The organism is Rhodococcus sp. P1Y (assembly GCF_003641205.1).
Lineage (GTDB): Bacteria > Actinomycetota > Actinomycetes > Mycobacteriales > Mycobacteriaceae > Rhodococcoides.
The window spans coordinates 1,355,794-1,382,239 of the sequence record NZ_CP032762.1; the positions used below are offsets into that span (position 1 = coordinate 1,355,794).

The 26,446-nt window shown below is 64.3% G+C and carries 28 protein-coding genes and 1 pseudogene; 12 read left to right on the forward strand and 17 right to left on the reverse strand.

The features are described 5' to 3' along the window. Positions 1–17 precede the first annotated feature (17 nt). The 4 genes from D8W71_RS06420 to D8W71_RS06435 all read left to right on the forward strand — a co-directional run bounded on the left by D8W71_RS06420 (position 18) and on the right by D8W71_RS06435 (position 2,411). The gene (locus D8W71_RS06420; RefSeq protein WP_121111968.1) at positions 18–461 is read left to right on the forward strand and encodes an ATP-binding protein; all 444 of its coding nucleotides are present in this window, start codon (positions 18–20) and stop codon (positions 459–461) included. 156 nt (positions 462–617) lie between these two features. Beyond that, positions 618–1,127 carry a CinA family protein gene (locus D8W71_RS06425; RefSeq protein WP_121111970.1) on the forward strand — a complete coding sequence of 170 codons (510 nt, stop codon included), beginning with the start codon at positions 618–620 and terminating at the stop codon, positions 1,125–1,127. A gap of 78 nt (positions 1,128–1,205) precedes the next feature. Continuing rightward, entirely contained in the window at positions 1,206–2,054 is an 849-nt protein-coding gene (gene nadE / locus D8W71_RS06430; protein ID WP_121111972.1) for an ammonia-dependent NAD(+) synthetase, read from the forward strand. Positions 2,055–2,108: 54 nt separating this feature from the next. Further along, entirely contained in the window at positions 2,109–2,411 is a 303-nt protein-coding gene (locus D8W71_RS06435) for a hypothetical protein (RefSeq protein ID WP_121111974.1), read from the forward strand. A 54-nt stretch (positions 2,412–2,465) separates the two neighbouring features. Here D8W71_RS06435 and D8W71_RS06440 read toward each other — a convergent pair whose 3' ends face one another. Then, the gene (locus tag D8W71_RS06440) at positions 2,466–3,188 is read right to left on the reverse strand and encodes a GAF and ANTAR domain-containing protein (RefSeq protein ID WP_121111976.1); all 723 of its coding nucleotides are present in this window, start codon (positions 3,186–3,188) and stop codon (positions 2,466–2,468) included. 142 nt (positions 3,189–3,330) lie between these two features. Further along, entirely contained in the window at positions 3,331–3,777 is a 447-nt protein-coding gene (locus D8W71_RS06445) for an Hsp20/alpha crystallin family protein (RefSeq protein ID WP_121118708.1), read from the reverse strand. Positions 3,778–3,992: 215 nt separating this feature from the next. On the opposite strand from D8W71_RS06445, the gene D8W71_RS06450 reads away from it, so the two are divergent. Then, complete coding sequence (locus D8W71_RS06450) at positions 3,993–4,322, forward strand: hypothetical protein (RefSeq protein WP_236077741.1); 330 nt, start codon at positions 3,993–3,995, stop codon at positions 4,320–4,322. Between the two features lie 35 nt (positions 4,323–4,357). Here the strand turns inward: D8W71_RS06450 and D8W71_RS06455 are convergent, their stop codons facing one another. Both D8W71_RS06455 and D8W71_RS06460 read right to left on the reverse strand, forming a co-directional pair. Beyond that, a complete protein-coding gene (locus D8W71_RS06455; RefSeq protein WP_442972040.1) occupies positions 4,358–5,542 on the reverse strand; it encodes an APC family permease in 1,185 nt (394 codons plus the stop codon). Positions 5,543–5,641: 99 nt separating this feature from the next. After that, positions 5,642–7,567, reverse strand: coding sequence for a heavy metal translocating P-type ATPase (locus tag D8W71_RS06460; protein WP_201265282.1), 1,926 nt, complete (start codon positions 7,565–7,567; stop codon positions 5,642–5,644). A gap of 85 nt (positions 7,568–7,652) precedes the next feature. Between D8W71_RS06460 and D8W71_RS06465 the strand changes: the two genes are divergently transcribed. Continuing rightward, positions 7,653–8,030: an ArsR/SmtB family transcription factor gene (locus D8W71_RS06465; protein ID WP_121111980.1), complete on the forward strand. Its 378-nt coding sequence runs from the start codon at positions 7,653–7,655 to the stop codon at positions 8,028–8,030. Here D8W71_RS06465 and D8W71_RS06470 read toward each other — a convergent pair. The 9 genes and pseudogenes from D8W71_RS06470 to D8W71_RS06505 form a co-directional block, all read right to left on the reverse strand. Then, a pseudogene (locus D8W71_RS06470) lies at positions 8,013–9,377 on the reverse strand (NAD(P)-binding domain-containing protein); the annotation flags it as partial. The gene D8W71_RS06465 and the pseudogene D8W71_RS06470 sit on opposite strands and share 18 nt — an antisense overlap. A 16-nt stretch (positions 9,378–9,393) precedes the next feature. Further along, positions 9,394–9,795: an arsenate-mycothiol transferase ArsC gene (locus D8W71_RS06475; protein ID WP_121111984.1), complete on the reverse strand. Its 402-nt coding sequence runs from the start codon at positions 9,793–9,795 to the stop codon at positions 9,394–9,396. Beyond that, complete coding sequence (gene arsB, locus D8W71_RS06480) at positions 9,795–10,865, reverse strand: ACR3 family arsenite efflux transporter (RefSeq protein ID WP_121111986.1); 1,071 nt, start codon at positions 10,863–10,865, stop codon at positions 9,795–9,797. Before arsB ends, D8W71_RS06475 begins: the two co-directional genes overlap by 1 nt. Then, the gene (locus D8W71_RS06485) at positions 10,862–11,251 is read right to left on the reverse strand and encodes an ArsR/SmtB family transcription factor (RefSeq protein ID WP_121111988.1); all 390 of its coding nucleotides are present in this window, start codon (positions 11,249–11,251) and stop codon (positions 10,862–10,864) included. Before D8W71_RS06485 ends, arsB begins: the two co-directional genes overlap by 4 nt. 24 nt (positions 11,252–11,275) lie before the next feature. Beyond that, positions 11,276–11,533 (reverse strand): hypothetical protein, encoded by a 258-nt coding sequence (locus D8W71_RS27860; RefSeq protein ID WP_236077742.1) that lies wholly within the window; start codon positions 11,531–11,533, stop codon positions 11,276–11,278. Next, positions 11,521–11,721, reverse strand: a complete 201-nt coding sequence (locus D8W71_RS27865) for a Sec-independent protein translocase subunit TatA/TatB (RefSeq protein ID WP_236077743.1) — start codon at positions 11,719–11,721, stop codon at positions 11,521–11,523. Before D8W71_RS27865 ends, D8W71_RS27860 begins: the two co-directional genes overlap by 13 nt. Continuing rightward, positions 11,718–12,485 carry a twin-arginine translocase subunit TatC gene (tatC, locus tag D8W71_RS06495; RefSeq protein WP_121111990.1) on the reverse strand — a complete coding sequence of 256 codons (768 nt, stop codon included), beginning with the start codon at positions 12,483–12,485 and terminating at the stop codon, positions 11,718–11,720. The genes D8W71_RS27865 and tatC overlap by 4 nt, the downstream gene beginning before the upstream one ends. After that, the gene (locus D8W71_RS06500) at positions 12,482–12,718 is read right to left on the reverse strand and encodes a twin-arginine translocase TatA/TatE family subunit (RefSeq protein ID WP_236077744.1); all 237 of its coding nucleotides are present in this window, start codon (positions 12,716–12,718) and stop codon (positions 12,482–12,484) included. The genes tatC and D8W71_RS06500 overlap by 4 nt, the downstream gene beginning before the upstream one ends. 37 nt (positions 12,719–12,755) lie before the next feature. Further along, a complete protein-coding gene (locus tag D8W71_RS06505; protein WP_121111992.1) occupies positions 12,756–13,754 on the reverse strand; it encodes an intradiol ring-cleavage dioxygenase in 999 nt (332 codons plus the stop codon). A gap of 216 nt (positions 13,755–13,970) precedes the next feature. Here D8W71_RS06505 and D8W71_RS27555 point away from each other — a divergent pair, with 216 nt between their 5' ends. Continuing rightward, entirely contained in the window at positions 13,971–14,114 is a 144-nt protein-coding gene (locus D8W71_RS27555) for a hypothetical protein (RefSeq protein WP_201265283.1), read from the forward strand. A 47-nt stretch (positions 14,115–14,161) separates the two neighbouring features. Here D8W71_RS27555 and D8W71_RS06510 read toward each other — a convergent pair whose 3' ends face one another. Together D8W71_RS06510 and D8W71_RS06515 are read right to left on the reverse strand one after the other, a co-directional pair. Then, complete coding sequence (locus D8W71_RS06510) at positions 14,162–15,058, reverse strand: glucose 1-dehydrogenase (protein WP_121118712.1); 897 nt, start codon at positions 15,056–15,058, stop codon at positions 14,162–14,164. Positions 15,059–15,133: 75 nt separating this feature from the next. Beyond that, on the reverse strand, positions 15,134–15,751 hold the full coding sequence (locus D8W71_RS06515; protein WP_121111994.1) for a hypothetical protein: 618 nt from the start codon (positions 15,749–15,751) through the stop codon (positions 15,134–15,136). Positions 15,752–15,891: 140 nt separating this feature from the next. Between D8W71_RS06515 and D8W71_RS06520 the strand changes: the two genes are divergently transcribed. The 3 genes from D8W71_RS06520 to D8W71_RS06530 all read left to right on the forward strand — a co-directional run bounded on the left by D8W71_RS06520 (position 15,892) and on the right by D8W71_RS06530 (position 20,660). Beyond that, positions 15,892–18,573, forward strand: coding sequence for an ATP-binding protein (locus D8W71_RS06520; protein WP_121111996.1), 2,682 nt, complete (start codon positions 15,892–15,894; stop codon positions 18,571–18,573). A gap of 87 nt (positions 18,574–18,660) precedes the next feature. Further along, complete coding sequence (locus tag D8W71_RS06525) at positions 18,661–19,257, forward strand: hypothetical protein (protein ID WP_121118714.1); 597 nt, start codon at positions 18,661–18,663, stop codon at positions 19,255–19,257. Beyond that, complete coding sequence (locus D8W71_RS06530; protein WP_121111998.1) at positions 19,254–20,660, forward strand: carotenoid oxygenase family protein; 1,407 nt, start codon at positions 19,254–19,256, stop codon at positions 20,658–20,660. The genes D8W71_RS06525 and D8W71_RS06530 overlap by 4 nt, the downstream gene beginning before the upstream one ends. A 263-nt stretch (positions 20,661–20,923) precedes the next feature. Here the strand turns inward: D8W71_RS06530 and D8W71_RS06535 are convergent, their stop codons facing one another. After that, positions 20,924–22,384, reverse strand: a complete 1,461-nt coding sequence (locus tag D8W71_RS06535; protein ID WP_121112000.1) for a serine/threonine-protein kinase — start codon at positions 22,382–22,384, stop codon at positions 20,924–20,926. Between the two features lie 132 nt (positions 22,385–22,516). Here D8W71_RS06535 and D8W71_RS06540 point away from each other — a divergent pair, with 132 nt between their 5' ends. Next, a complete protein-coding gene (locus tag D8W71_RS06540) occupies positions 22,517–23,746 on the forward strand; it encodes an EAL domain-containing protein (RefSeq protein ID WP_121112002.1) in 1,230 nt (409 codons plus the stop codon). A 235-nt stretch (positions 23,747–23,981) separates the two neighbouring features. Here D8W71_RS06540 and D8W71_RS06545 read toward each other — a convergent pair whose 3' ends face one another. After that, a complete protein-coding gene (locus D8W71_RS06545; protein WP_121112004.1) occupies positions 23,982–25,184 on the reverse strand; it encodes a citrate/2-methylcitrate synthase in 1,203 nt (400 codons plus the stop codon). Between the two features lie 84 nt (positions 25,185–25,268). Here D8W71_RS06545 and D8W71_RS06550 point away from each other — a divergent pair, with 84 nt between their 5' ends. Further along, positions 25,269–26,399, forward strand: a complete 1,131-nt coding sequence (locus D8W71_RS06550; RefSeq protein ID WP_121112006.1) for a citrate/2-methylcitrate synthase — start codon at positions 25,269–25,271, stop codon at positions 26,397–26,399. Positions 26,400–26,446: the final 47 nt, after the last annotated feature.

Below are 26,446 nucleotides of genomic sequence, written 5' to 3' on the forward strand. Positions count from 1 at the left end.
GAGGCGAACAGCGACCTATGAGCGGATCTGCGCCCGACGTGTCACCGTCTTCCTTCGAGGAGTCGGGTCCGCCTGCATTGTCGTTCGACAACATGCCGGCTACTGCAGGACAAGCTGCCGCCCTACGCCATGCCCTTGCGGACTGGCTCGTAACGACCCCGTTCGATGAGGTCCAGCGCTACGACATAGTCCTTGCGGTGTACGAGGCCATGGCGAATGCGGTCGAACATGCTTACGCCCACACTCACATCAGCGGGACATTGAGCTTACGAGCTGCCTATTCCGACGCACAACGCCTATTGCAGATCGCGGTCAGTGATCACGGACGCTGGCGGGAGCCAACAGTGAACGCTCTGCGTGGCAACGGAATTCCGCTGATGACCTCGTTGAGTGACGACTCCTCGATCGGACACACCGATGCCGGCACCACCGTGCTGATGCAATGGGGAGTGGATTCCTGACACTGCGAACCAGGTAGTTATCGGGCAGTGACATCCGATGTTTGGTCGTCCCGTTTGCGTGGAAGTCGACCATTACTGTCAGTCGTCGAAGCCGTCCGACGATATTTCCTCGATCAGCCGTGCGTACGACTGGTCCGCTGGACTTGGGAGCGAGCAATGTCCGTCGACCCCGAACAACGAATTCCCACCGAACCGCATCTTTCGCTGGTGTGCGAGAAGATTGCCGAACTTGCGATGACGTACGACCTGTCCATTGCCACTGCCGAGTCCCTGACAGCCGGCAACGTGGCCGCGATGCTCGGGAAAGCGCCGTCGTCGGGCCAGTGGTATCGAGGCGGGATCGTCGCCTATCACGAGGACGTCAAACACGAACTGCTGAGCGTTCCTGACGGCCCTGTCGTCAGTGAAGAGGCGGCTTCGGCCATGGCCCGATCGACGGCCTCCTTGCTCGGCGCACATCTTGCAATTGCCGTGACAGGGGAGGCCGGTCCTGAATGTCAGGAGGATCAACCTCCCGGCACGGTGTGGGCGGCAATCTACGACCGTGGGGACGTGAGCGCAGAGCGCAAACACTTCCAGGGTGAGCCCGAAGAGATTCTCGCGCAAACGGTTTCCTTTGCACTCGATAGCCTGCTGCGTCATGCCCGCATACGTGCCCACAGCTAGACGGGCGCCCTGCGACAGGCTGAAAAAGCGCATCGACTTCAGGTTTCCGAGCGCCCCGCTCCGGGCAACCAACTGGGCATGACTTCTTCTGTTCGAGTCACGATTCAGCACGAATTGCACGTCAAACCGTCGATCGACCCGGATGAGGAGATCAGTCGACGCGTCGCTTTTCTCACGGACTACCTCAGAGTCAGTGGTGCTTCCGGTTTTGTGCTCGGCATCAGTGGGGGCCAGGACAGCACCCTTGCCGGGAAGCTCGCCCAGTTGGCTGTCGCAGAGGTGGTCGAGCTGGGCGGCCAGGCCTACTTCGTCGCGGTGCGTCTGCCCTACGGCACCCAATCCGACGAGGCCGACGCCACCACCGCGCTCGAGTTCATCGAACCCGACCGGATCGTCACCGTCGACATACGGGACGCTGTTGACGCGGCTTCATCATCGGCTGCCACTGCCCTCGGCGCGGATCGTCTCGACGATTTCGTACGCGGCAACATCAAAGCCCGCGAACGGATGATCGCTCAGTATGCACTCGCCGGACAAGAAAACCTTCTGGTGATCGGCACCGACCACGCCGCCGAGGCGGTCACCGGATTCTTCACCAAGTACGGCGACGGTGGGGTCGACCTCACCCCCCTGTCCGGCTTGACGAAAAGTCAGGGCGCACAACTCCTTCGACACCTCGATGCACCTGAATCGACGTGGACGAAGGTTCCCACAGCGGACCTCGAAGACGACCGACCCGCGCTGCCGGACGAGCAAGCTCTCGGCGTCACCTACGCGCAAATCGATGCCTACCTCCAGGGAGGCCCTGTCGACGACGAGGCTGCGTCGACCATCGAGCGGTGGTTTCACAAGACCCGACACAAACGCGCGACGCCCGTGGGCCCCGAAGACCGTTGGTGGCGTACGGCCGTCGACGACGGCTCTTGACCGGCGTACCGACAGTTTCTCCAGAATCCACAACCATCTCCAGAGGAGGACAGCATGGCCGAGGACAATGTAAGAGACGACGACTACACGGCCGACAGCGCGAACACGGTACGTGAGCACGCTGGTGAGGCGCTCGAAGACGTCCGCAATTGGCCCGGATACATCTGTATCGGTGCGGCCTTGGCTGCACTGGGGTTGACCCTCACAGCAGGCGGTTACGGATTCGGCGGATGGGTGCTGATCGGATCGGTCGCAGCCGTAGTTCTGTTCGCGGCCGGACTCACCATCGTGCTGCTCGAGCGCAAGCGAGTCAACGCCAAGGAAGGCCGTGATCTGACCGACCCGGGCGCTCACTGAACTTGCCCCACGCGTTCGGCATCACGGCAGCGAGAACTAGCCCAACCTCGACCTTCAGGCGCGTTTCGAGCGCCAGGAAGGGACGTCGCCGCTTCCTACCGTTTCTGCGGCGATGTCGCGGAGCTTTCGGTTGGAATGTGAAGACGACACCACCAGCATGTCGAAGGCTGCGTCTTTGGTGACGGAATAGCGGGTCATGACAATTCCGACGGCGATGCCGATTTCGCGATTGGAACTTACTGCCTCGGCAAGCTGATCGCCGCGGTCTTCGGCGCGCGCAGCTTTGAGTGCCACGGCGGCATGGTCGGCATAGATCGCGCAATCGTCGAGTACATCCGGGGTGAAGAAACCCGGCTGCTCCGAGTAGAAGCTCATCACCCCGAGTTCGACGCCGACCAGCACCAAAGGAAAACTGGCAGTGGACCGGATCGGGGTGTCGGCGACCATCAATCGCCGATAGGAGTCCCAGCGAGGATCGTTCTCGACATCGTTGTTGACGATGGTCGTCTTGGCTTCCAATGCGGCTCTGGTCGACGATTGGCCGGTCCGATTCGCGATGTCGACGGCGGTCGACAGCACCTGCAGATCGCTCCCGGCGATGATCTCCAGTGTCTTGTCACGACGAAGAGTCGTGATTGCGGCGCCGTTGCAGAGAATGGTTTTCACTGCCAACTCGACGATGCGCTGAGCGGTGGGTTCCGCACCTGGGTTCTGCGCCAAATCCCAGGCTAGCGACGCGAAGCGCGCGCCCGTGTGTTCCCGCTCGGAGTTGTTCATTCTCCTCGTCGCCTTTCAAGGATCCCGATATGTCGCGTTCCATTCTGCCAGGTGCTGGCTCCGTGCTGAACCGAATGGGCGGCTCGAGTCCTCGGTAGCACGCCACGGAACGTGCTACCGAGGACCAGCGGGCTACAACCGGTCAGGTTGTGTGTGCTTCGATCGTTCGACTGTCGCCGGCCTCACGCGCATGAATTTCGACCTTGCGCGGCTTGGCGCGTTCTGCGAGAGGAATGGTGACCGACAGGACGCCGTTGTCGTAGGCCGCGGAAATGCGTTCGGTGTCGACGCCGTCGCCGAGTGCCACCTGCCTGCGATAGGTTCCGGCGAATCGCTCGGAAGAAATCCACTGCACGCCATCGGTTTCGGGCGCGGTTCGGTGGGCGGTGAGGGTAAGTGTGCCGCGATCGACGTCCACGTCGATCGAACCGGGGTCGACACCGGGCAGGTCGGCGCTCAGGACGTAGTGGTCGTCGAGTTTGTACAAGTCCATCGGCATGAAACGGGGTGCGCGATCGGAACCGCTCGACGTCCCCAGCATGGCCGAGGTGATGGAGTCGAGGTCACGGAACGGATCGAAGCGAAGCACAGCAACCACCTCCTGAACTGTCGATGCACCCGCCCCTGTGGCTGAGTGCTCTATCACTGTGCGAGGAAGAAATTAGCACTCTCTGCCACCGAGTGCCAAGATGGTTGTGCACATTTTTCCAGAAATTTTTCCGGCCCGTGTCCTCTCACGAAGACGACCAATGATGCTGCGCGAGTACCACATCGAACAGCAGCCGGACAGTAGAGGAGCAGACGATGACGACGACAGCCGATAGACCGAGTGCACCTGACGCGCGCACCGATGGACAGTCGCGACGGTGGTGGAACCGTCGGGCATTCAGCCGTACGGAGAACACCGACGCGGCGTTGATGGTCGGTGCATTGTCGATTGTGTGTTTCTGGGCGCCGGGCATCGGAGTCGTGTTGGGGATCCTCGCGGTGATTGCCGCTGCGTGGGCCGACAGAAGCCCGCTCTTGCTCGGCGAACCGGCTCCGCGCGATGATGCAGCGTTGGCGTACGGAAGCGGCATCCTGGGTGTGATCCTGGGAATCGCCTTCCTGGCCATGGTCCTACCGAATTGGTAGCGCTGACACACTGAAACCGAGGTACAGGTGAGCGTTTACGTGCGAAGCGCGCGAAGGCGCACCAACCGATAACTCACTCCCACCGCAAGAACGACGACGCCGACGATGATCGACGCGGGCGGCAGCGTCGCCACCAGAAGCAGACAGCCTGCTGCGCCCAGTATCTGCAGAGATTTCGGATAACGACGACTGTCGGCGGTTTGGGTATAAGCGCTGACGTTGGCGACGAGGTAGTAGAGCAGTACGCCGAACGAGGAGAAGCCGATCGCGTCGCGGAGATCGATCGTCAGGACCATGACGCTCACGACGAGTGCCAAAGCAATTTCGGCGCGGTGCGGTACCGAGTATCTCGGGTGCACCGCGGCGAGGAAATCGGGTAGATCATGGTTGCGAGCCATGGCCAGTGATGTGCGTCCGATCCCGGCGACGAGTGCGAGCAAGGCGCCCAGCGCGGCAACGGACGCTCCGATCCGCACCAGCGGCGCGGCCCACGCGCTTCCGGCAACGGTGACGACGTCGACGAGCGGCGCCGGCGAGGCCGCGAGTCGGTCGCTTCCGAGACTCAGTAGGACGGTCACCGCGACCACGACGTAGACCACGAGCGTCACGAACAATGCGATCACGATTGCGCGCGGAATGGTGCGCTCGGGCCGCACGACCTCTTCCCCTAGGGTAGCGATCCGCGCGTAGCCGGCGAAGGCGAAGAACAGAAGGCCAGCGGCTTGCAAGATCCCGTACCACCCTCCGGTGAAGACGGATTCGATGCTGACTGCATCGGTGGTGTGTGGGCCTGTGATTCCGATGATCGTGATCACCACCAACACAATCAGCACGATCGTGACGAGGACTTTCGTCAATGCCGCGGTTCGCGTCACTCCGAAGTAGTTCACGGCAGCAAGGGCCAGGATGGCCGCTACGGCAACGGGTTTGGACCACGATCCTGGTGCCGCATACGATGCGAAGGTCAAGGCCATCGCCGCGCAACTCGCGGTCTTGCCGATGACGAAACTCCACCCGGCAAGAAAACCCGTCCAGGGCCCGATCCGTTCTCGGCCGTACACGTAGGTGCCGCCCGAGGTCGGATACTGGGCGGCCAGTTGCGCGGACGAGGTCGCGTTGCAGAACGCGACGACGGCTGCAAGCGCGAGTCCGATCACCAGGCCCGCGCCGGCAGCTGCCGCGGCAGGTGCGAACGCAGCGAAGATTCCGGCGCCGATCATCGATCCGAGACCGATGGCGACGGCGTCCGCGAGACCCAGTGAGCGCTTCAAGGGTGGGCCGGTGGTCACAGGTTCCTTCCTTGGCCAGGTCGAGTGCGACTACATCTCAGCACAGTTCCGACGCCAGGCACGCGAGGACAGCAGACGCATACCGTTCAATGCGACGATGACGGTGGAGCTTTCGTGTCCCGCGACGCCGATGGGTAGCGGTAGCGTCCCGACAAGGTCCCAGGCAACGAGGACGACGATGAACGTACCCGCGATCGCGAGGTTCGCCAGAACGATGCGGTGAGCGCGACGCGACAGCTCGACAACCTTCGCCAGTGCTGCCAACTCGTCGCGCACCAGCACGGCGTCGGCCGTGTCGAGGGCCAGATCGGAACCCCTGCGTCCCATGGCGACACCGGTGTCCGCGGCCGCGAGGGCGGGTGCGTCGTTGATTCCGTCGCCGACGACGAGAACCCGCCGGCCGTCTCCTCGAAGTTGCTGCACCGCCGCAACCTTGTCCTCCGGCAGCAACTCGGCGCGCACGTCGGTGATCCCGGCCCGCGCGGCTGCGTCGTGCGCTGCGGAGAAGTTGTCGCCGGTGATCAGGACGGCGGCGTTCCCCGTCACCCGCTCCACCTCGGCAACGGCGGTCTCGACGTCCGGCCGGGTGGTGTCGACGAGTCCGATCACCCCTGCCGGTCGATCGTTCACGTGGACGACGACCGCCGTCATTCCCTGCGACCTGATCTCGTCGACGAGTTGTCCTCCTCGAGCAGGTTTCGACACACTGATCACTCGTCCGGCCACCGTTGCGCGGACGCCCACGCCCGGTGTCGATTCGAAGTTCGACGCGGTGGGCATCAATAGCCCTCGGCGGCGGGCGGCGTCGACGATCGCTACCCCGACCGGATGTTCGCTTCCTGTTTCTGCGGCGCCTGCCAGTGCGAGTACGTCGCCCGGACCGAAACCACTCAGAGCCTCGACGCGCTCGACCCGGGGTGTGCCCTCGGTGATCGTTCCGGTCTTGTCGAAGGCCACTACGTCGGTCAGTCGGAGCTGTTCCATCACGACGGCCGATTTGATCAGGACGCCGTTGCGTCCGGCGGTTGCCATTGCGGCGAGCAGTGGAGGCATCGTCGCCAGGACTACCGCGCACGGCGATGCGACGATCATGAACGTCATTGCGCGCAGGAGCGCGGACTGTAGATCGCCGCCGAAGAGCATGGGTATCGCGAACACCGCGGCCGTAGCGACCACCACGCCGGTCGAGTAGTACTGCTCCACCTTCTCGATGAAGAGCTGCTTGTTCGCCTTGGTCTCGGAGGCGCGCTGCACCATCGTCACGATTCGGGCGATCACGGTGTCGGACGGGTCGACGTCGATCCGTACGTGCACCACGCCGGTGCCGTTGATCGTGCCCGCGAAGACCTCGTCGCCGACCGTCTTGAACGCAGGGACGGACTCGCCTGTGATCGAGGATTGATCGATGTCGGAGCCGCCGTCGACGACGGTGCCGTCGCCGGGAAGGCGCTCTCCGGGTCGGACGATGGATATGTCGCCGATACGCAGGTTCGCGGCGTCGATTCGATGCTCCCCGCCGTCGAGGCCGAGCACCGCGGCAGTGTCGGGGGAGAGGTCGAGAAGGCTTCGGACCGAGTCGGCGGTCCGTCTCGTCAGTACTGCTTCGAGTGCGCCGGACGTCGCGAAGATGACGATGAGCAGGGCCCCGTCGAAAATCTGGCCGATTGCCGCTGCGCCGAGTGCAGCAACGATCATGAGTAGGTCGACATCGAGGGTTTTGTTCCGCAGGGCGCGCAGACCCTCCAGAGCTGATTCCCAACCGCCGACTGCGTAGCAGAACAGGTACAGCGCCCAGAAGAGCCACGTCGGTCCACCGGATAGGTGAACGGCGCCGCCTAGCGCGAACAGTGCGGTGGCGGCGAGTGCCCACCTGACCTCGGCGATTGCGAGCAATCGTGTTCGGGCGACGCCGACGTGCGTCAGCGCCGGCGACGTGGAAGTGCTCGTGATGGTCATGCGAAGGCCTTCGGTGAGTAGGTCCACATCACGCTACATCATCACATGAAGACCTATACATGTGAACATAAACTATGATCGTCCAATGGGACATGGAGTCGAGGGACGCACCACGCCTCCGGCGCAACTCGATGCCGAATCCGCTGCGACGGTCGCGGCCACACTTCAGGCGTTGGCCACACCGAGTCGGCTACGCATCCTCACGCAGCTTCGCCAGGGACCGAGCGGGGTCAACGATCTCGCGGACGCCGTCGAGATGGAACAGTCCGCGGTGTCCCACCAGCTCCGGTTGCTGCGTGCGATGGGTCTGGTCACCGGCGCGCGCTCGGGCCGCAGCGTCATCTACCGCCTGTACGACAACCACGTCGCGATGCTTCTCGACGAGGCGGTCTACCACATCGAGCATTTGGGCATGTCGGTCCCGGACATCGAAGCGGACCAGGACTCAGCTGCGAGTTCCTGACCCGAGGCCGATGCCGACAGGTTCCGGCGAGCCGCAACATCCGCCGACGACGGCAGTGTCGGCGTTCGGATCGTCGAAGAGGCCCGCGCCGCCGCAGACTCCCGTGTCGGGCAGAGTCAGTTCGACCGCGCGAGCGCCCTCGTGGTCACCCGCCAGTTCCGCTGCGATACTGCGTACTTGCTCGTACCCGGTCATCGCAAGGAAGGTCGGCGCACGGCCGTAGCTCTTCATTCCAGCGAGATAGAACCCCGGTTCAGGTTGGGTCAGTTCGACGACGCCGTGTGGGTAGACGGTTCCGCAGGAGTGCATGTTCGGATCTATCAACGGCGCCAAAGCCTTCGGTGCCTGCAGTGTCGAGTCGAGGTCCAGGCGTATCTCGGAGAGCCAGCTCAGGTCCGGCCGAAAGCCGGTCAGCGCGACGACCCGGTCGACGTGGTCGATGGTGGTGCCGTCATCACCGACGAGGGTGAGTCGGTCGCCGTCCGTCGCCACCTCTTCGGTGCGAAACCCGGAAACGACTTGGAGTACCCCGTCGTCGACGGCCTTCTTCGCACGCAGACCGAGCGCGCCGCGAGCGGCGAGTTCGTCCGATGCGCCGCCGCCGAACACGGCGTCGGTGACCGGGCGGCGTACCGCCCACGTCAACCTCGTGCCGGGGTGCCGCGCCGCTAGTTCGGCGAAGGCGATGATCGCGGTGAGAGCCGAATGGCCGCTCCCGACGATGACGATGTGCGCGCCGGCGTAGTGGTTCTGCGCGGCGCCGGTGAGATCGGGCACCCGGTAGGAGATGCGCTCGGCGCCCCTGAACTCCTCGGCGGCCTTGCGTTCCCCGACGGCCGGAAGTCCCTCGGAGCCGAGCGGATTGGGTGAACCCCAGGTGCCCGACGCGTCGATGACAGCACGAGCGAGGATGCGTTGCTCGGTACCGTCGGGTCGTCGGACGTGTACCGACAGTGGTTCGGTGTCACGGCCGGCGTCGACGATGCGGTCGCGTCCGCGTCGGGCAACACCGATGACCTCAGAGTTGAAGCGCACCGAGTCGCCGAGAACCGAGGCGAGCGGCGTCAGATAGTTCTCGACCCATTCCCGGCCCGTGGCGTAGCCGTCGCTGTCGGGTGCAGTCCACCCTGCTTCGGTCAGGAGGCGCGTGGCGGCAGGATCGACGATTTCCGACCACGGGGAGAACAGCCGCACGTGATTCCACTGCGCGACAGCCGAACCGGCCGAGGATCCGCGTTCCAAGACCAGAACCGGAACAGCGTGCTCGGTCAGATGTGCTGCGGCAGCAAGGCCGACAGGGCCTGCTCCGACGACGACAACGGGATGCTCGGACATGGTAGGGATGTCCTTTCGATGGCGGTGGTTACTGGCCTAGCCGACGGTTGAGTTCCTCGACGCGGGCTGCGATGTCGTCGCGAACCAGTCTCATGCGTTCGATGCCGTCGATCCCGCGTTCGGACGGCTCGTCGGTGTCCCAGTTCGAAAACGTCGGGCCCTGAACATGTTCGACCTGTGCCTCGCTGCCGAGCGTGATGACGTGATCCATCCGTGCGAGCAACTCGGGGTCGATGGGCTTGGGGCGTTCGCCGGTGAGGTCGACTCCCACCTCGAGCAATGCTTGTGCCGACAGTGCGTTGACGGCTCCTCCGGGTGCGGTGCCGGCGGAATGAACTTCGACGGAGTCGCCCGCGGCTCGGCGCATCAGGCCGGCTGCCATCTGTGACTTACCGCCGTTCTTGACGCAGACGAACAGAACGCTTGGCATCAGGATGTCCTTTCGGGCTGGAACCGCTTGCGTAGTGCGAGTGAGACGTAGACCAGGCCGACGAGGACTGGAACCTCGATGAGTGGTCCGACGACACCGGCGAGGGCTTGCCCGGAGGTGGCGCCGTAGGTGGCGATCGCGACGGCAATGGCGAGCTCGAAGTTGTTGCCCGCCGCGGTGAATGCCAGAGTCGTGGTCCGCTCGTACCCCAAGCCCATCGCGGCGCCGAGAGCGTATCCGCCGCCCCACATTACCGCGAAGTAGACGAGCAACGGCAGCGCGATGCGGACTACGTCGAGAGGTTGGGAGGTGATCCGATCTCCCTGCAACGCAAAGAGAACGACGATGGTGAACAGGAGACCGTAGAGCGCCCACGGCCCGATCTTCGGGATGAATTTCGTTTCGTACCAGTCTCGGCCCTTGGCACGTTCACCGAAATAGCGGGAGGCGAAACCGGCGATCAACGGGATACCGAGGAAGATCAACACCGATTTGGCGATCTGCCACGGTGAGGCTTCGATGGTGGTCTGCTCCAAACCGAGCCACCCGGGGAGAACCGAGAGGTAGAACCACCCGAGCACGGCGAACATCACTACCTGGAACACCGAATTGATCGCGACCAGCACGGCGGCGGCCTCACGATCACCGCACGCGAGATCGTTCCAGATGATCACCATCGCGATACAGCGAGCGAGACCGACGATGATCAGTCCGGTGCGGTATTCCGGGAGGTCGGGTAAGAAAAGCCAGGCCAGGACGAACATCAACGCCGGGCCGAGGATCCAGTTCAACGCCAGCGACCCGAGCAGGAGCTTCTTGTCGCCGGTGACGCTGTCGAGCCGGTCGTAGCGCACTTTCGCCAACACCGGATACATCATGATCAGCAGGCCTGCCGCGATCGGCAGTGAGACGCCGTCGACAGAAATGGCGGACAAGGCGTCGTTCAAGCCGGGGATCAGCCTGCCCAGCAGCAGTCCGACGACCATGGCGACACCGATCCACACCGGCAGAAATCGGTCGAGTGTGGAGAGCTTGCCGACCACCCCTGGCTGGCTTGTCGCTGTGCTCATGCGGTCACCAAAGCTGCGCCGTCCGAGGCGGGATCTGCGGCGTTCAGCACTGTTGAAAGCTGTTGCAGTGCCTCCGGGACCACCCAGTAATACACCCAGGTGCCTCGGCGCTCGCAATCGAGGAGTCCGCTTTCCCTCAGCACTTTGAGGTGGTGGGAAATCGTAGGCTGCGACAGGTCGAACTGCGGTGAGATGTCGCAGACGCAGGCCTCGCCGCCTTCGTGGCTCGCGACCAAGCTGAGCAGCCGAAGGCGAACCGGATCGCCGAGCGCCTTGAACATCCGCGCGAAATCGGCCGACCGATCGACCGACAACGGTTCGCGGATCAGCGGCGAACAGCATTCACCACTGGAGACGTACTCGACTGAAAATCCTTGATTCGACACCCGTCTATATTGACGCTGATCTAATCAGCCGTCAAGTCCCGAGGCACCCTCGTGCGTGAGTGTTCGGGCTGCCAGTCGGCGTGGGTCGTCGTCGGGCAGTGAATCGATGAGAATCCGGCGGGGGTGTGACGACGGACCGGTCACCAAGTACTTCTGGCCGGGACGAATGCGGCTGGCTTCGTCGAGCATGTCCTTCGATGCCGCGGTTTTCGGCGTGGCGTCGGAGAGCGCGTCACTGACGATCCGACGGGGGTCGTACTGCCGTAGGTTCAGCGACCCCACTCCGTGCGCTGCAACGGAATTCCCATGTCGCGTTCGGCAGCGCTCCGCGTCGACTCGACGAAATTGCGTAGCGAGCGGACATACTGGGCGAGCTGGTGGGCGTACCCCGGCAATCGGTGGGGGCCGAGGACGAACCCGGCGATGATTGCGACCAGGAAGAGCTTTTCGAAGGATAGTCCGAACATCATGTGGCTCCGCATTTCTGGAGGGAAGCGAGTGCTCGTCTGTCGTGCACGGTTGTGATGGCGACGGCAGCGCCGAAGAGCACCGCCATCGGCAGGGCGACGATGAACATGGACATCACGTCGGCGGCCGGTGTCACCAGCGCGCTGAAGAGCGCGATGACGACAACGATGATCCGCCAACTGTTGCGCAGTTTCTGTGCGGACACGATCCCGAGGCAGTTGAGCATGACCAGCAGGGCAGGCAGCACGAAGGCAATCCCGGTGGCCAGGACGATCTTCATGACGAAGTCGACGTAGTACGACGCATTGAGAATCGTGCTGTCCTGGTCCGAGGAGAACCCTGCCAGAACGCTCACCATGCGGGGAAAGACGACGAACCCGAACATACATCCGGCCGAAAAGAGTGGCGCTGCCGCAGCCGAGAATCCGATCACGTACTTCTTCTCCCGACGGGTCATGCCGGGGGTGAAGTAGGCGAACAGTTCCCGTAGCCAGACCGGGCTCGACACGATCACACCCGTGAACAGTGCGATTCTCAGTTCGAGGTCGAATGCCCCGGTGACGGTGTCGTAGTTCAGGCTGGCCTGACGGGACTGGGCGAGTTCCTCGACGGGTGCACGCAGTATGTCGAGAATTTGATCGGTGAGCAGAAACCCGATGACGACGCCCACGAGAAGCGACACCGCCGCGCGTGTCGCGCGGCGCCGTGCCTCGCGTAGATGCCCGGCGAGCGGCATCGTCCCTCGCGTGGCGGTGCCCGCGGTCATGACGCGTGGCGGTACGGAACCGTCGCGTTGACGTCGACCCTGGGCGTCGTCGTGCTTGCGGCGGGGCCCGTTTCACGCGGTGATTCCAGTTTCTCCTCGCGCACTTCGTCTTTGAGTATTCGCATGGACTGACCGACACCTTTGGCGAGGGACGGGAGCTTGGTCGAGCCGAAGACGAGCAGGAGGATCGCAAGGACGATGAGGGCGTGCCATCCGGTGAGGTTGTGCAGCATGATCTTTCCTTCGTGTGGTGGGGGTTGTGTGAGGAGGTCAGTTGGTGGGGGGAGTGCCGCCCATCGGGGGCTGTCCGCCTGGACCGCCACCGGTGCCGCCTCCAGGTCCGCCGCCCAGTCCGCCGTCGCTGGGGGCTGCGCCTGCGGTGGGTTCGGTGGTCGGATCGATCGCTACGGCGAGCGATCCGACATAACCGGAGGTGGCATCGCCGGTATACGTACCCATCTGCAGGTCGTAGCCGTCGCCGAAGACGTTGTCATTGTCGAGGCTGCCGATCTGGGCGAGGTTTTCGGACGATCCCGAGTAGGTGTCGAGCTGGTAGATATCGTCGAGCATCTCCTGGGGGAAGGCAATCTGTGATGTCGCAATTGCGTTGTCGGCGTTGGTTGCCGAGGCCGTATCGGGGTAGACCTCGAAGTGCATGTGGGGCCAGCGACCGGAGTAGCAGGCAGGAACGATGGTCTGGAACGTGGCGGTCCCGTTGGCATCGGTGGCTTGTATTCCCCGTAGGTAGGTTTGGTCCTCGACGCCTTCGGAGTACATCGAGTACAGGCCTGCAGCATCGCAGTGCCACATGTAGACAGCTGCGTTCTGAAAGGCGCTGTTGCCGTTCGCAATGTCGGTGATGGTGAAGGTGAACGAGAGCGGGACTCCGGCGGCGATCGTTCCTCCGTCGAGGCTGGAGGTGATGTCGCTGCGGACGATTCCTGATTCCTCCAAGACGTTGACTCCGTTCGAACCGTCGGCGGGATACGGGCCGTTCGTTTCGTCGGGGATCTCGCTGGTGGCTACCGTCGTTGCTGCAGTGCTCGATGCGGTGCTCGACGTGGTGACGTCGGAGCTGCTAGAGCATGCGGCGAGAGCCAAAGCCCCTGCTCCTGCGCCGACGACTGCCAGTACTTGCCGACGGGTGACGAGGGTGCTGATGTCGAATCCGGCACCCTGATCGACGACATCTTCTTCGGGCCGATCCAGCAAGCGCCCTTCGTATGTGGGGCCGGCGGTGGTGTTGGTCGGTTCTGGCACGCGGGTCATTGCGATAGCTCCTTCGATGCGGCACGTGTGGTTCAGTACTGCCAATACTGCGTGCCGATCCGGTGACTACCCTGGGTGCCAGCTGTGAACAACCTGGGAGCGCGCAAGCATGCTTTCGGTCGTCGGCGGAGACACGATGCTCGAGACGCCGCGTGAAAGGTTCGATGCGCGCCCATTGGGGTAACCACCGTTATCGACAACGGAGGAGACACCACGATGAGCGTCAACGAAGGCAACACCGGTCCCGACGACGATGGTTTGGGCAAGGATGGAACTATCCCCGACACCGACGACGGAGTAGCAGTGGGACACACCGACGAATCGTCGTTCGAACCCGAAGAAGACGAACAAGCGCCCTAGCCGGCTTCGCGCTTGTGCAGGTTCGACTGCACAAGCGCGAGTCAGCGTCAGTTCATTGGTGTCCCGCCTGTCACCGCGATCGTTTCGCCGGTGATGTAACTCGACTCGCCCGAGGCGAGGAATACGTAGGCCGGGGCAAGTTCTGCGGGCTGCCCGGGGCGGCCCAGAGGCACGGTCTCGCCGAACTTCTCGTACTTCTCGGCGGGCATGGTTGCTGGGATCAGCGGCGTCCAGATAGGTCCGGGCGCAACAGCATTCACTCGTATCCCGCGTGATGCGAGATCGCCGGACAATCCCTTGGTGAAGGCAACGATGCCAGCCTTCGTCGTCGCGTAATCGAGCAACTCGGGCGACGGGTTCGACGCCTGGATCGACGTCGTGTTGATGATCGTGGCACCGGACGTCATCAAGGCCGCAGCGCGTTTGCTGATCCAGAACAGAGCGTAGAGGTTCGTCTTGAGTACTCGATCGAACTGTTCGGCGGTGATGTCGGCGATTCCGCCCATCTGCGCCATCTGGTAGGCCGCGTTGTTCACGAGGATGTCCAGACCGCCCAGGGCATCGACGGCTGCATCGACGAGGCGAGTGCATTCCGCTTCGCTCGTGATGTCGCACTCCACGGCGGTACCCGATCTCCCCGCGGATTCGATCAGTTCGACTGTGTCCCGGGCATCAGCGGCCTCGGCAGGAAGGTGAGCGATGACGACGTCAGCTCCCTCCCTCGCGAACGCCAACGCGACAGCGCGTCCGATTCCCGAGTCACCGCCGGTCACCAGGGCCTTACGGCCGCGCAACCGATCGGAACCTCGATAGGACGATTCGCCATGATCGGGTGCACTGACGAGGTCCGCAGTCAGTCCTGGGTGGGGTAGCTCGTCTTGTTCGGCGCGCTCGGGCATCGGGAAAGCGGTGGTGGGGTCGGTGCTGTCGTACTGGTCCGGCATCGGTGTCCTCTCGTAGGTCTGTCCGAATTCGGATATCCCCACACGAAGCAGCCAAACCAACGACCTTCACCCGTCTCAATCCTGCGTCACGGCACCGCTCGGAGCAGAGGAGTGATCACCTGCGATCCGGCCGGTGCGCTTGACGGCCCACACGATCAACACGATCGGTATGACCCAATTGAGCAGCAAGTTCCCTGGGTGGTTGTTGGTCATCTCGGTCGCAGACGCCAGCGAACCTGCGATGACGTGGCACAACGCCATGGCAAACACGACACCTGCCCACATGGCGCTGATGGTCTTGTTCTTCGCGCGGAACTGCGGGCTACCCCAGTACTGCGGATCCACCGAGTCGCGCGCGTATTGCTCGGTGAACGGCACTGTCACGACGGAGACGGCCATGACCGCGGCCAGAACGAACGTCGCGCCGCCGCGGCCGAAGTCGGCGAGGGATTGATCGAGCCCGTCATTGCCGAGGAATCCCAGTACCGCGATGATCCCGAACAGAATGATGCCTGCCGCGTCGATGATCTTGATCCCGCTCGCGCTTTTTCTCCGGTCGTACAACGCAAGTCCGAGCGAGCTCAGGCAGGCCAGCAGGGCTGCGACGCCTACCGCGTCGGCGCCCATTCTTTCCGTCAGGATCGCGAACAGCGCCCAGGGCGCCAGACCGAGGATCATCATCTTGCCGTTCATGGTGTGCCTTTCGAGGGGGCCTGAAATTCTTCTGCCCCCAGCTTCCAACGAGCGGTCCGACACTTTCATCGGTGTGCACACGCAACAATTACTGCCACTCAGCACTCACAAGCTGCACTGCTCACTTATTGTTATCAGTCATGAAGCCGCCGCCCACCGGCACGAGACGGGCGATCGTCGATGAGATCGGCACGGCCCTCGACCTTGCGCGCAGCGGCATCGGTCCGCGGACGCTCGTCGTCACCGCCGGACCCGGCAGTGGCAAGTCCCACACATTGCGTCGGCTGGTCTCCGAACGCGACATCGCAACCCGCTGGGCGACGGCCGACGAGCTCTCCTGGCGTCAGCCCTACGCGGTGGCGGCTGCGCTGGTCGGCGTCGGGGTGCCGCCGACGGCGCCGGCGGGGTTCGACGCCCAGCTCTACGCGGCGGTCGATTCGATGTGCGCGAGTGAGCCCTACCTGCTGGTCGTCGACGACGCGCACAACGCGGACGCAGGCAGCCTCGAGGTGTTGAGTCATCTGGCTTCTGCGGCGAAGGACCTCCCGCTCGTCGTGCTTCTCGCGCGTCGGCACCTCCCTACCCGCGAGTTGTTGACGCGGATGTTGGCCAAGCCGACCGTCCGCGAATGGAACTTGCCTCCGATGGACGTTGCCGACCTCGAGGTGCTTGCGCACGACGCCCTCGGTGCCTGGCCTGACGAAAAACTCTCGAAGGTCCTCGCGCGCTCGGGCGGCAACCCCATGCACGCACTGGCGATGATCGATGAATTACGTTCTCAGGGAACGATCGTCGTCGACGGAACGCGCGCCAGCGCCCCCGCCGAGCTGGACAGGGCGGCGACGAGCAGTCTCGATTCGGCTATCGCCGAACAACTGGCGATTCTCGACGCCTCCTCGCGCGATCTCGTCCGGAAGCTCGCGGTGTGGGGTGGGCCTGCCACGTTGAGCGACCTTGCCGAGCTCGGCGACGCGTCCCCTGCCTCGATCGTCGGTGCCGCACAGACCGTCATCGACGCAGGGATGGTCGAGGCCTCGCCGAACGGTGAGCTGTCGTTCACTCACGACGTCTACGCCGATGTCGCGTACGCGGGTCTCGCGCAGCCCCTACGGGCCGTTCTGCACACCGCGGTCGCCCGGCATCACGAAGCGGCCGGCAATCGACAGATGGTCGCACATCACCTGCTCGCGGCGGGTGCCGACGAATCGGTGATCGCCGCGGCAGTCGGTCGCGCGCAGGAGGAACTGCAGAACGTACCGGCGGTTGCCGTCGACCTCCTGGGCACGGCGACCAAGACCGTCGCCGGGGCGTACGAGCTGGATCTGGCTACTGCTCTGGGGCGCAGCGGACAGCTCGCGCGGTCGGCAGAGGTTGCGATGCAGGGACTCTCCAACGCAACCGATTCCGCGCTCGTGCCGCTGTTGTACCGAACGTTGTTGTTCACCTCGATCGCTCAGGGCAAGTCCGAGCACGCGCTCGGTCTGATCGCATCGACACTGCAGATGCCCATCGACGACGCCACCCGCGCGAGCTTGACCGACACCCAGCGTTACGTCTCGCTGCTGGAAGGCACTACGCCGGTGCCCACCGACGGCACCGAGGGAGGATCGGTCAGCGAACTGGTGACGGAGGCGATGCGCCGGTTCCTCTCCGGCGCCGTCGACAGCGGACTCAATCTGGCAATCGAAGCGTCCGAGCGAGAAGGGATCGCGGGCAGCGGGTTTCAGCTCAGCACCTCGGCGGACGTGTGGCCGCCGTTCATCGAACTGTACGCGCACGGACCGCTGGCGGCGGAGGCACTGATGGACCGCGCGCAGCAGCTGCGGACAGACCGAGGTGCCGCCTGGATGACGGCGTACCAGGACTTCACCCGCGGAGGCATCGCGCTCAAGCGGGGACGCCTCGACGACGCCCTCGCGCATGTGGACGCCGGGTTGGAGCGGGCGGGGTCGGCGGACATGGGCTGGACGTCGATCGCGGAGGCCACTCGGGCCCAGATCGATGTGTACCGAGGTGATGTCGAGGCAGCGATCGCCCGGTTGGACGCCTTCGACGCCACCGGCCAGCCACATCAGTTCGGTCTCCCCATCTGCGGTCTGACGCGGGTGTCGTTGCTCGAGGCCGGCCGGAAATTGCTGCCGGCAGTGGCTGCGGCCGAACGCTATTGGACGGGTGCCCGCGAACTCGGCCTGTACGGATGGCTGCCGTCCTTCGCCATGGATTGCGGACGCTTGGCGCGGCGGACCGATTCCGCCGAGTTCGCGGCTGAAATTCTCGCCACGCTCGACGAGATACCAACGCCGCTTCCCGACGCGAGCGTCGGGCCTGTCGACCTCGCTCGAGCCCTGTGTTCGGGGGATCTGGACGCCATCGCGGAGGCCGCGATCCGGTGCGCCGACAACGCGCGCAGTGAGGGACACGTGATCGCCGAGGCTGCAGGGTTGGAGGAGGCCGCGTGCGCGGTCGCGCAGGCCGGCGACAAGGTCACCGCGCGTGACTACGCGCGCAAGGCGCTCGTGCTGACGCAGAACATGGGCGCGCCGACGTTGTCCTCGCGGATCGTCATGCGTCTGCGGCCGCTGGGCGTCCGGTTGGATCCACGAACCGTCAAGGAACGCCCGCGCACCGGGTGGGACAGCCTCACCCGCACCGAGACGACCATCGCCGACATGGTCGCAAGCGGTCGAAGCGGAACCGAGATCGCGCAGAGCCTGTTCATTTCGCAACGCACCGTGCAGACCCACGTCTCTCACGCACTGACGAAGCTCGGACTGCGCACCCGCGTGGAGCTGGCTGCTCTCGCGGCGGGGCGCCGACAGTGACTGGCAGAGATTCCTACGTGTTCTGACCGATGTAACCGCACCTCGCCCGCGCCAGGATTGGAGGCATCGGACGAGAGAGGAGTCGACATGCGCTTGCCGGGGATGGCCGTCGGATTCGCTCCATGGGCGCTGTATCTGGTGCTGCCGCACCAGGCAACGATGACCTTCGCTGCCGTGGTTGCGTTCGTTGCTGCGTGCGCGACGTCGCAGTGGACGCGAGGGCGGTCGGGTCTCAAGCTGCTCGACGCCGCAGCGGTGCCCACGTTCGCGGTCTTGGCCGCGTTGTCGACGGTGGGACCGGCAGCGGAGTGGCTGCGGTTGTACTCGTCGGGAACGGTGTTGTTCGTTCTCGCCGCGGTGATGGTCGGGTCCCTTCTGTCGACGCCGTTCACCGAACAGTATGCGCACGAAGCCCTTCCGGCGGAGTACTGGCATTCACCGCACCTGCACTGGCTCAACACGCGCATCAGCGGCGCATGGGCGGCGTGCATGTTCGCCGCAGCAGTGAGTGTCACTGTGTCGCAACTTGTTTCCGATCCTCGACCTTCTACGTTGAACCAGTACTTGACGCTGTCGCTGACGTGGCTGCTGCCGGTGCTGCTCATGTCGGCGGTCACCAGATACACCTCGATCGTCACCGGTATCGCATCCTCACGCCCCCACAGGAATGGAGTTCTCTCATGACGGACACACTGGCCACCGATCCGCACCGACCTGCACCCGTCGATGTCGTCCACCACACCCACCTGACGGGTGTATTCGCTCCGCAGCGTGAAGAAGTGGATGTCGCGGAGCTCCGCGTCGTGGGCGAGATTCCGGGCGACCTGCACGGCAGCTACCTCCGCAACGGCCCCAATCCGCGGTTCGATCCGATCGGCTCGTTCGTCTTCCCGCTCGACGGGGACGGGATGATCCACCGCATTTCCATCGCCGACGGCAAGGCGTCGTACAGCAATCGTTTCGTGCGCACTCCGATGGTCGAGCTGGAAGAGCAACGTGGAGAGGCTATTTGGTCCGGCGTGATGGACGGATACACCCCACCCGCATCGGTCGTCGGCGACGCCCTTGCAGGCACCACCCGTCAGCTCCCCGACATCAACATCGTCGAGCACGCGGGCAGGCTGATGGCCATGGCCGAAGGCGACAAGCCCTATCTCATGGACCGCACGCAACTTGCCACCCTTGCTCAGGAAGACTGCGACGGCGCGATGCGCGTCGGAAGCACCGCGCACCCGAAGATCGACCCGCATACGGGGGAGATGGTGCTGTTCAACTACAGCCTCGAAGCGCCGTACCTGACGTGGTCGGTCGTCGGCGCCGACGGAAGTGCCCTGCGTTCGCCGACGCCGATCGACGGCTTGGACAAGCCCATCATGATCCACGACATGGCGCTGACGCAGAAGTACGTCGTGCTGTTCGTCAACCCGCTCGTGTTCGATCTGGAGGCGGCGATGACCGGCGGCTCACTGCTGTCGTGGGAACCGGAACGAGGTACTCGCATCGCACTGATCCCTCGGGACGGAAGTGCGATCAGGTGGATCGATACCGAGGTGTTCTGGGTCTGGCACTTCGCCAACGCCTTCGACAACCCCGACGGCACCGTGACCGTCGACTACGTCGAACACCTCTTTCCCGGCGGACTCACCAAGCCGACCGGCGTCAACAACCCGGCACTTACGCGTGCGCGGTTGAATCCGTCCACCGGGGCGGTCAGCCGAACGCAGATCAGTGAGCGAACCGGTATCGAGTTCCCGCGCGTCGATGATCGGTTGCTGACGCTCGATCACGGCCGCATCGCTACCGTCGGAAAGTCCGATGCCGACGATGGATTCCTCGAGTCCCTCTGGTTCCACGACGTGAACTCCGGCCGCGACGAGGTGTTCTCGCCCGGGGTTGCGATCGGTGAACCCATCTACATCCCCGGCGACGGGCATGACTACTGGGGAGCAATCGGCACCGACCCCGAGGACCTGAAATCCCGGTTCTACATCTTGGACGCCGACAACCCGGCGGACGGCCCGCTAGCGACAATCGACTTACCCATCCGCGTACCAGCGGGTCTGCACGGCACCTGGTTGGCGGAGTGACCTCAGGCGACCGATAGGTCCCCGGGTGTCGCCGGAAGTCCGCGGGGTTCGCTGACCTGGGTTATGTCGCGCCCGGGGGTGACCGAATGAGTCGTTCGCTGCGGTGGGTGCTGGGCGCGCGGGTTGCAGCGGGGGCGTGTGTTGCAGCGGGGGCGTGGGCTGGAACGTGCGCGTTCGGGGTGCTGGTGACCGAATGAGTCGTTCGCTCGGGTGGGGTTTCCCTGATCAGGGGTTCACCGATCAGGGGTTCACCGACGCGAGGTTCAGCGCCCGTTGCCGTTACCGGAGTTGCCCCGTTGCCATTGCCGCCTCCGTTGCCCCACCCCGCCGCCGTTCCCGTTGCCGCCCCGTTTCCGGAGTTGCCCCGTTGCTGTTGCCGCCCCGTTGCCGTTGTTTCCATTGGCATTCCCGTTGCCGTTACCACTTGGACCCGGGATCGGCACGGCAGGTTCGGCAGACGGAAGGGTCACGACCGGCTCGGTGACGGTCTCGACGGCAGGTACTGGCACGGGTGCCGGGACGAGAGTCGGCGCCAGAGCTTCCGATGGCTCAGGCGTCGGAAGCTGGGGTTGTGCGGGCGTTGGGTCGGTGATTCGACTGTCCACGTCATCGGACGAACCCCACACGACCGTGGCGACGAGTACGGATGCGACGGCGGCCACCGCGACCGCTGCCCACACCCGGGTCGAACGCCGGGCGCGACGCTTCTCGGTCGGCTGATTCGAGGGCTGCGTCGTGAAACTCGGCTGCGTCGTAGAACTCGGCTGTGTCGCGGAAGGGAACTGTGTCGTGGAAGGGAACTGTGTCGCGGAAGGAAACTGCGTCGTAGGTGGAGGCTGCGTCGCGGAAGTTACCTGCGTCACGGGCCGCGGAAACACTGCGGTCGGACCCTGCCGTTCGAGGGCTGCGAACCGAGCGGACAGCTCGTCGGCTGGCGGCCGGTTCTGGGGCTCCCGTGCGGTCATAGCGGTGAGCAGGGCCGCCCAGTCGCTCCCTAACTCGGCCGGCACGACGGGGTCTCGGTGCAACCGGGCGACCGCAGCGGCAACGGCGCTGCCCTCGTAGACCATTCGTCCGGTGAGACATTCGATCATGACGAGGCCGAGCGAGTAGATGTCACTGGCAGGTCCCAATGCGCTGCCGGTTGCTTGCTCGGGGCTCAGGTAATGCGCTGTCCCGACCGTCGTGCCGTGTTCGGTGAGCCGTGCGGCGTCGACGACGCGCGCGATGCCGAAGTCGGCGAGTTTGCTGGTCCGCGGGCCCGCTCCGGTGTTGGGGTGTCCGGGGATCAGGATGTTGGCGGGTTTGATGTCCCGGTGGACGACGCCCGCGGCATGGATGTATCGGAGTGTCTCGGACAGCTCGGCTCCGATGCGAGCGGTTGCGTGCGCGGTGAGCGCCTGATGCGCGCGGAACACTCCGAGTGTGGGTCCGTCGACCAGTTCCATCACCAGAAACGGCACCACCATTCCGGAGGCATCCCGCGCTGTTCCTGCGTCGAACAGAGTCACCAGACCCGGATGAGACAGGGACGCAAGCGTGCGCATCTCGGTGTCGATCCGCGAGGCGCTGTGGTCGGTCTGCTCGCCGTGACGGAACAGTTTGACCGCGACTGTCCGACCCAGCACCTCGTCGTGGGCGCGGTGGACATCTGCCATTGCGCCGCGTCCGAGCACGGCTCCCAACCGGTACCGGTCGGCCAACAGCAGCCCGTCTGCCGTCATTGCGCTCCGTTCGTGTGTGGACCCCCTCGGCGACTCTATAGCGAGCCTCGGTGTGCTCGACGCCCGCCGCCGGGCATGATGTGCCACGGGGTGGGGCAGTCCTAGGCGTCGAGACGAAGAGGAATTCAGCAGATGAGCGCACTCCCGTCCGAGTCGCCGACGTCGATCGACATCCGATCGGTTTACCAGCCGATCGTCGACCTCTCCACGCGCTCGGTGACGGGTTTCGAGGCACTGACGCGCATTCCCGACGCGAATGGTCAGGTGTCGTTCCAGGATGTGCTGCGCGACGCGGAGCGGCAGAACGTGATCGTCGAATTCGATTGGCGCTGTCGACTCACTGCACTGCGAGGCGCACTCGCGGCGAAGTTCCCGCCGGATCTCGACCTGTTCGTCAACGCCGAACCGGTGGCACTCGACGCGCCCGCGCCCCGCGAATCCTTGGCCCTGCTCGCGGACGCTCGGGACGTATCGATCGTCGTCGAGATCACCGAACGCCATCTGATGCGGGACCCGGCGGGGCTGCTGCGCGCCGTCGACCATGCCCGGCACTGGGGTTGGCGGGTTGCTGTCGACGACGTGGGAGCGGATCCATCGAGCCTCGCGCTCCTGGCGATCCTCAGGCCTGATGTCATCAAACTGGACATGTGCCTGGTCCAGAACAGGTCGACAGCCGAGAACGCAGCGATCGTGGCCGCTGTCATCGCCGAATCGGGGCGGACCGGCGCGACCGTCGTGGCGGAGGGGATCGAAACCGAAGCGCACGAACAGTGGGCTCTCGACATGGGTGCGACGTTGGGGCAAGGGTATTTCTACGGGCCTCCGGCGGACCTACCGTCGTTCGCCGGTTTCACCACTTCCCGCACCCACTCGATCGACCAGTCGACGGTCACCGTCCGTGCTCCGACAGCAGTCACCCCATATGCGCTGGTGAGTGCGCTCGGTCCACCGCGCCGCGCCGACGACCAACTCTTGGAGGCATTGGAGAACGATCTGCTCCGGATCGCCGCATCCGCAGGGGCGTCGACGATCGTCCTGATGACAGTCGCCTCGCCAGGCGGTCTGGCGCCCGATCGCGAGGTGAGTCTGAACGACATCGCATCGTGCGTGGCTCTGACGGCCGTCTTCGGAGCTTTCCTGCCCGGCGACGCCGCTCGCTACCGGGCGGTGCACATCGGCGCTGACGAACCGCTTGCGCGCGAACGCTCACTCGTCGTGGTGTCCCCGTCGTTCACAGCTGCCCTGATCGCACTCGAGACCGACGCGGGTAGTTATCGTTATGCGCTCGCCTACGACAGCCAGACAGTTTTGAGCGCTGCGACGGTGCTTCTACGGCGAATCCCCGTCATTACCGGGTCGTGAAGACGAGCTATCCGATCAGGTTGGCTGCGGTCATCGCCCACATGACGTAGGTGCCGATGCCTACTAGGCCGGCATCGATGATCCGACGTCCCCATGCCGTCTCCACCAACGATTTTTCGCTCATCTGCTCACCCTCGGTCGCCGTGCGTTCAGGTGTCTCTACCCCGCCCACGTGCCGATGACACACACCAATCGGCATCGTGAGCACCGTCACAGGCCCGCCCGGAGCCCGTGGTCAGGTGGGAGGACGGATCCCGGTGTAGATGCCGGGCACCCGGAACCGGAGAGCATCCTCCGCGTACTCCTCGAGGGCGTGCGCAGTCCATCCTGCGATGCGGGCAAATGCGAACAGCGCCTCCGGGGCGTCGGGTCGAAGTTGGTATGCACAGGTGAACGTTGCCAGCGCGAAATCGGAATTGGGGAACGTGTCGAATCGATCGCTCATCTCGGCGATCACAGTGTCGGCGGCCGATATCACCGCCGAGTCCGCCCCGAGGGCCGGGTCGCGGAGCAAGCGCAGCAATTCCTCGGCTCGATGGTCCCGGCGTTCGTAAATCACATGCCCGAATCCCGGAACTTGCTCACCGGACCGAAACTGTTGGGCGAGAGCAGAAATGGGGTCATCGCGTGCTGCCATCAGGAATCGGTACGCGGGTTCGGCGGCTGATCCGTGCAGAGGGCCGTCGATGCATCCCAGTCCCGCTGCCACAACGGAATAGAGATTGGCCCGGGTGCTCGCAGCGACGCGGACGGCGAGCGTCGACGCGGCAAGGCCGTGATCTGCCATCAATACCAGGGCCGACCGCAACACGGTCAGGCCTCTCGGGTCCGAGAATTCGGATCGAAGTGCGTCCCACATCAGTTCTGCGAGAGACGATTCGGTCGAAGCCTCGGTCAGGGACGCGGCGACCGTCGCCAGTAGCTGCCCTGCTTCCGAGACGACCGACTTCGGTCCGACGTCGAAACGCATCGGCCGATAGGTCGAGCCGATCATTGCGGCGACGCGTATGCGGTCGATCGTCCGGCAATTCGGTGCCATCGAACTGGCCGCGTCCCGGCACTGTTGTGCGACAGCAGGATCGGTTGTGAACCGGACGTTCTCGACGAGATCTCCTGTCCACAAGAAGTGTGCGACGGCCTCGAACGACTGTGCGGTGAGGTCGACAGCATCGCGGCCGCGGTAGTAGAGACGGTCGCCATCCAACAGTGTTACCTGGGTGCGAATGCGTTCCACCGTGCCGATGTCGGTGCGGCGAGCCGTATCTCGGCCGGCGAGTGATTCCACCTCGTCGACGTCGAACATGCTTCCTCGCGCTCCGGGGCGACGGGTGCTGGTCAGAAGTCCTCGGCTTACGTAGGCGTAGACGGTCTCGGCTTTGACGCCCAACCGCGCCGCGGCCTGCGCCGTCGTCAGTAGGTCTCGACCGTCGGAGTTCATGTGACCTTTCGCATTGATTCAATCAACATTGACAACACTCAATGTTAACGCGGATTGTGGGTCGTGACCAGCAGAGGAGATGTCATGAGCGTTCTCGACGCCCCGCGTGGGCTGCACAATGTTGTCGTCACGTCCACATCGATCGGGGACGTACGCGGCGACGAAGGTTTCTACCACTACCGTCAGTACTCGGCGATCGATGTCGCGAAAACCCGGACGTTCGAGGACGCGTGGTTCCTCATGGCCGTCGGCCACCTTCCAGACCGGGCCGAGCTCGCGGACTTCGTGCGGACCATCGCGCCGCTGCGGCCGTTGCCCGACGAGGTGCGGGAGTCCGTGTCGGCGGTTGCCCGAACTGGCCCCGAGCAACCGCTCCTCGCCTTGCGCACAGTGTTGTCGGGATTGGCAGGTGCGGTGCCGCTGTACGAATCCACGGAGGCGGACAAACAATCGACGGCCCTGCGCCTGTGTGCGATGACGCCCACCATTCTGGCTGCGGTTCATCGTATTCGGTCCGGTCTCGAACCGATCGAGCCGCGTGAGGATTTGACGACGGCACAGAACTGGCTGTTCATGATCAGCGGAGAGGTCCCCAGCGCCGCGCATGCCGGGGCCGTCGATCGCTATCTCACAGCGACGATCGATCATGGGTTCAACGCGTCGACGTTCACTGCGAGAGTAGTCGCCTCGACGGGCTCGGACATTGCGTCAGCCGTGTGCGCGGCGATCGGGGCTTTCGCCGGACCCCTACATGGCGGTGCACCCGACAGGGCGTTGGAGGGCCTGGACCAGATCGCTGACTTGGGCTCGGCGGATTCCTGGGCTCGCACGAAAATCAAGGCAGGCGAACGAATCATGGGATTCGGGCACCCGGTCTACCGGACGGAGGATCCCCGGTCGGTGATGCTCCGCGAGACCGCTCAGGAGTTGGGCGGGGAACTGATCGACAAAGCAGCGCACGTCGAGAAGGTCATTGCGGCTGCACTAGCCGAACTCAAACCGGACCGGAAGCTGTACGCGAACGTCGAGTACTACGCCGGAGTGCTGATGGAGCTGTGCGGGATTCCGCGGTCGATGTTCACGCCGACCTTCGCGTGCAGCCGCATCGTCGGGTGGTGCGCCAACATCGTCGAACAATCGGCGGACAGCAAGATCATCCGGCCCATCGCTCGTTACGACGGACCGCCCGCGCCGGAGGCATTGCCGCCGCTGTGATTCGGCTCGGTCAGGCGCGTCCGGCACAGGCTGTGTTCAGCGTTGGG

Excerpts from the sequence above, each read along its gene's own strand:
- D8W71_RS06420 (WP_121111968.1), top strand. The coding sequence starts at position 18 with ATGAGCGGATCTGCGCCCGACGTGTCACCGTCTTCCTTCGAGGAGTCG.
- D8W71_RS06425 (WP_121111970.1), top strand. The coding sequence starts at position 618 with ATGTCCGTCGACCCCGAACAACGAATTCCCACCGAACCGCATCTTTCG.
- nadE (WP_121111972.1), top strand. The coding sequence starts at position 1,206 with ATGACTTCTTCTGTTCGAGTCACGATTCAGCACGAATTGCACGTCAAA.
- D8W71_RS06435 (WP_121111974.1), top strand. The coding sequence starts at position 2,109 with ATGGCCGAGGACAATGTAAGAGACGACGACTACACGGCCGACAGCGCG.
- D8W71_RS06440 (WP_121111976.1), bottom strand. The coding sequence starts at position 3,188 with ATGAACAACTCCGAGCGGGAACACACGGGCGCGCGCTTCGCGTCGCTA.
- D8W71_RS06450 (WP_236077741.1), top strand. The coding sequence starts at position 3,993 with ATGACGACGACAGCCGATAGACCGAGTGCACCTGACGCGCGCACCGAT.
- D8W71_RS06455 (WP_442972040.1), bottom strand. The coding sequence starts at position 5,542 with ATGATCGGCGCCGGAATCTTCGCTGCGTTCGCACCTGCCGCGGCAGCT.
- D8W71_RS06460 (WP_201265282.1), bottom strand. The coding sequence starts at position 7,567 with ATGACCATCACGAGCACTTCCACGTCGCCGGCGCTGACGCACGTCGGC.
- D8W71_RS06465 (WP_121111980.1), top strand. The coding sequence starts at position 7,653 with ATGGGACATGGAGTCGAGGGACGCACCACGCCTCCGGCGCAACTCGAT.
- D8W71_RS06475 (WP_121111984.1), bottom strand. The coding sequence starts at position 9,795 with ATGCCAAGCGTTCTGTTCGTCTGCGTCAAGAACGGCGGTAAGTCACAG.
- arsB (WP_121111986.1), bottom strand. The coding sequence starts at position 10,865 with ATGAGCACAGCGACAAGCCAGCCAGGGGTGGTCGGCAAGCTCTCCACA.
- D8W71_RS27865 (WP_236077743.1), bottom strand. The coding sequence starts at position 11,721 with ATGATGTTCGGACTATCCTTCGAAAAGCTCTTCCTGGTCGCAATCATC.
- tatC (WP_121111990.1), bottom strand. The coding sequence starts at position 12,485 with ATGACCGCGGGCACCGCCACGCGAGGGACGATGCCGCTCGCCGGGCAT.
- D8W71_RS06500 (WP_236077744.1), bottom strand. The coding sequence starts at position 12,718 with ATGCTGCACAACCTCACCGGATGGCACGCCCTCATCGTCCTTGCGATC.
- D8W71_RS06505 (WP_121111992.1), bottom strand. The coding sequence starts at position 13,754 with ATGACCCGCGTGCCAGAACCGACCAACACCACCGCCGGCCCCACATAC.
- D8W71_RS27555 (WP_201265283.1), top strand. The coding sequence starts at position 13,971 with ATGAGCGTCAACGAAGGCAACACCGGTCCCGACGACGATGGTTTGGGC.
- D8W71_RS06510 (WP_121118712.1), bottom strand. The coding sequence starts at position 15,058 with ATGCCGGACCAGTACGACAGCACCGACCCCACCACCGCTTTCCCGATG.
- D8W71_RS06515 (WP_121111994.1), bottom strand. The coding sequence starts at position 15,751 with ATGAACGGCAAGATGATGATCCTCGGTCTGGCGCCCTGGGCGCTGTTC.
- D8W71_RS06520 (WP_121111996.1), top strand. The coding sequence starts at position 15,892 with ATGAAGCCGCCGCCCACCGGCACGAGACGGGCGATCGTCGATGAGATC.
- D8W71_RS06525 (WP_121118714.1), top strand. The coding sequence starts at position 18,661 with ATGCGCTTGCCGGGGATGGCCGTCGGATTCGCTCCATGGGCGCTGTAT.
- D8W71_RS06530 (WP_121111998.1), top strand. The coding sequence starts at position 19,254 with ATGACGGACACACTGGCCACCGATCCGCACCGACCTGCACCCGTCGAT.
- D8W71_RS06535 (WP_121112000.1), bottom strand. The coding sequence starts at position 22,384 with ATGACGGCAGACGGGCTGCTGTTGGCCGACCGGTACCGGTTGGGAGCC.
- D8W71_RS06540 (WP_121112002.1), top strand. The coding sequence starts at position 22,517 with ATGAGCGCACTCCCGTCCGAGTCGCCGACGTCGATCGACATCCGATCG.
- D8W71_RS06545 (WP_121112004.1), bottom strand. The coding sequence starts at position 25,184 with ATGAACTCCGACGGTCGAGACCTACTGACGACGGCGCAGGCCGCGGCG.
- D8W71_RS06550 (WP_121112006.1), top strand. The coding sequence starts at position 25,269 with ATGAGCGTTCTCGACGCCCCGCGTGGGCTGCACAATGTTGTCGTCACG.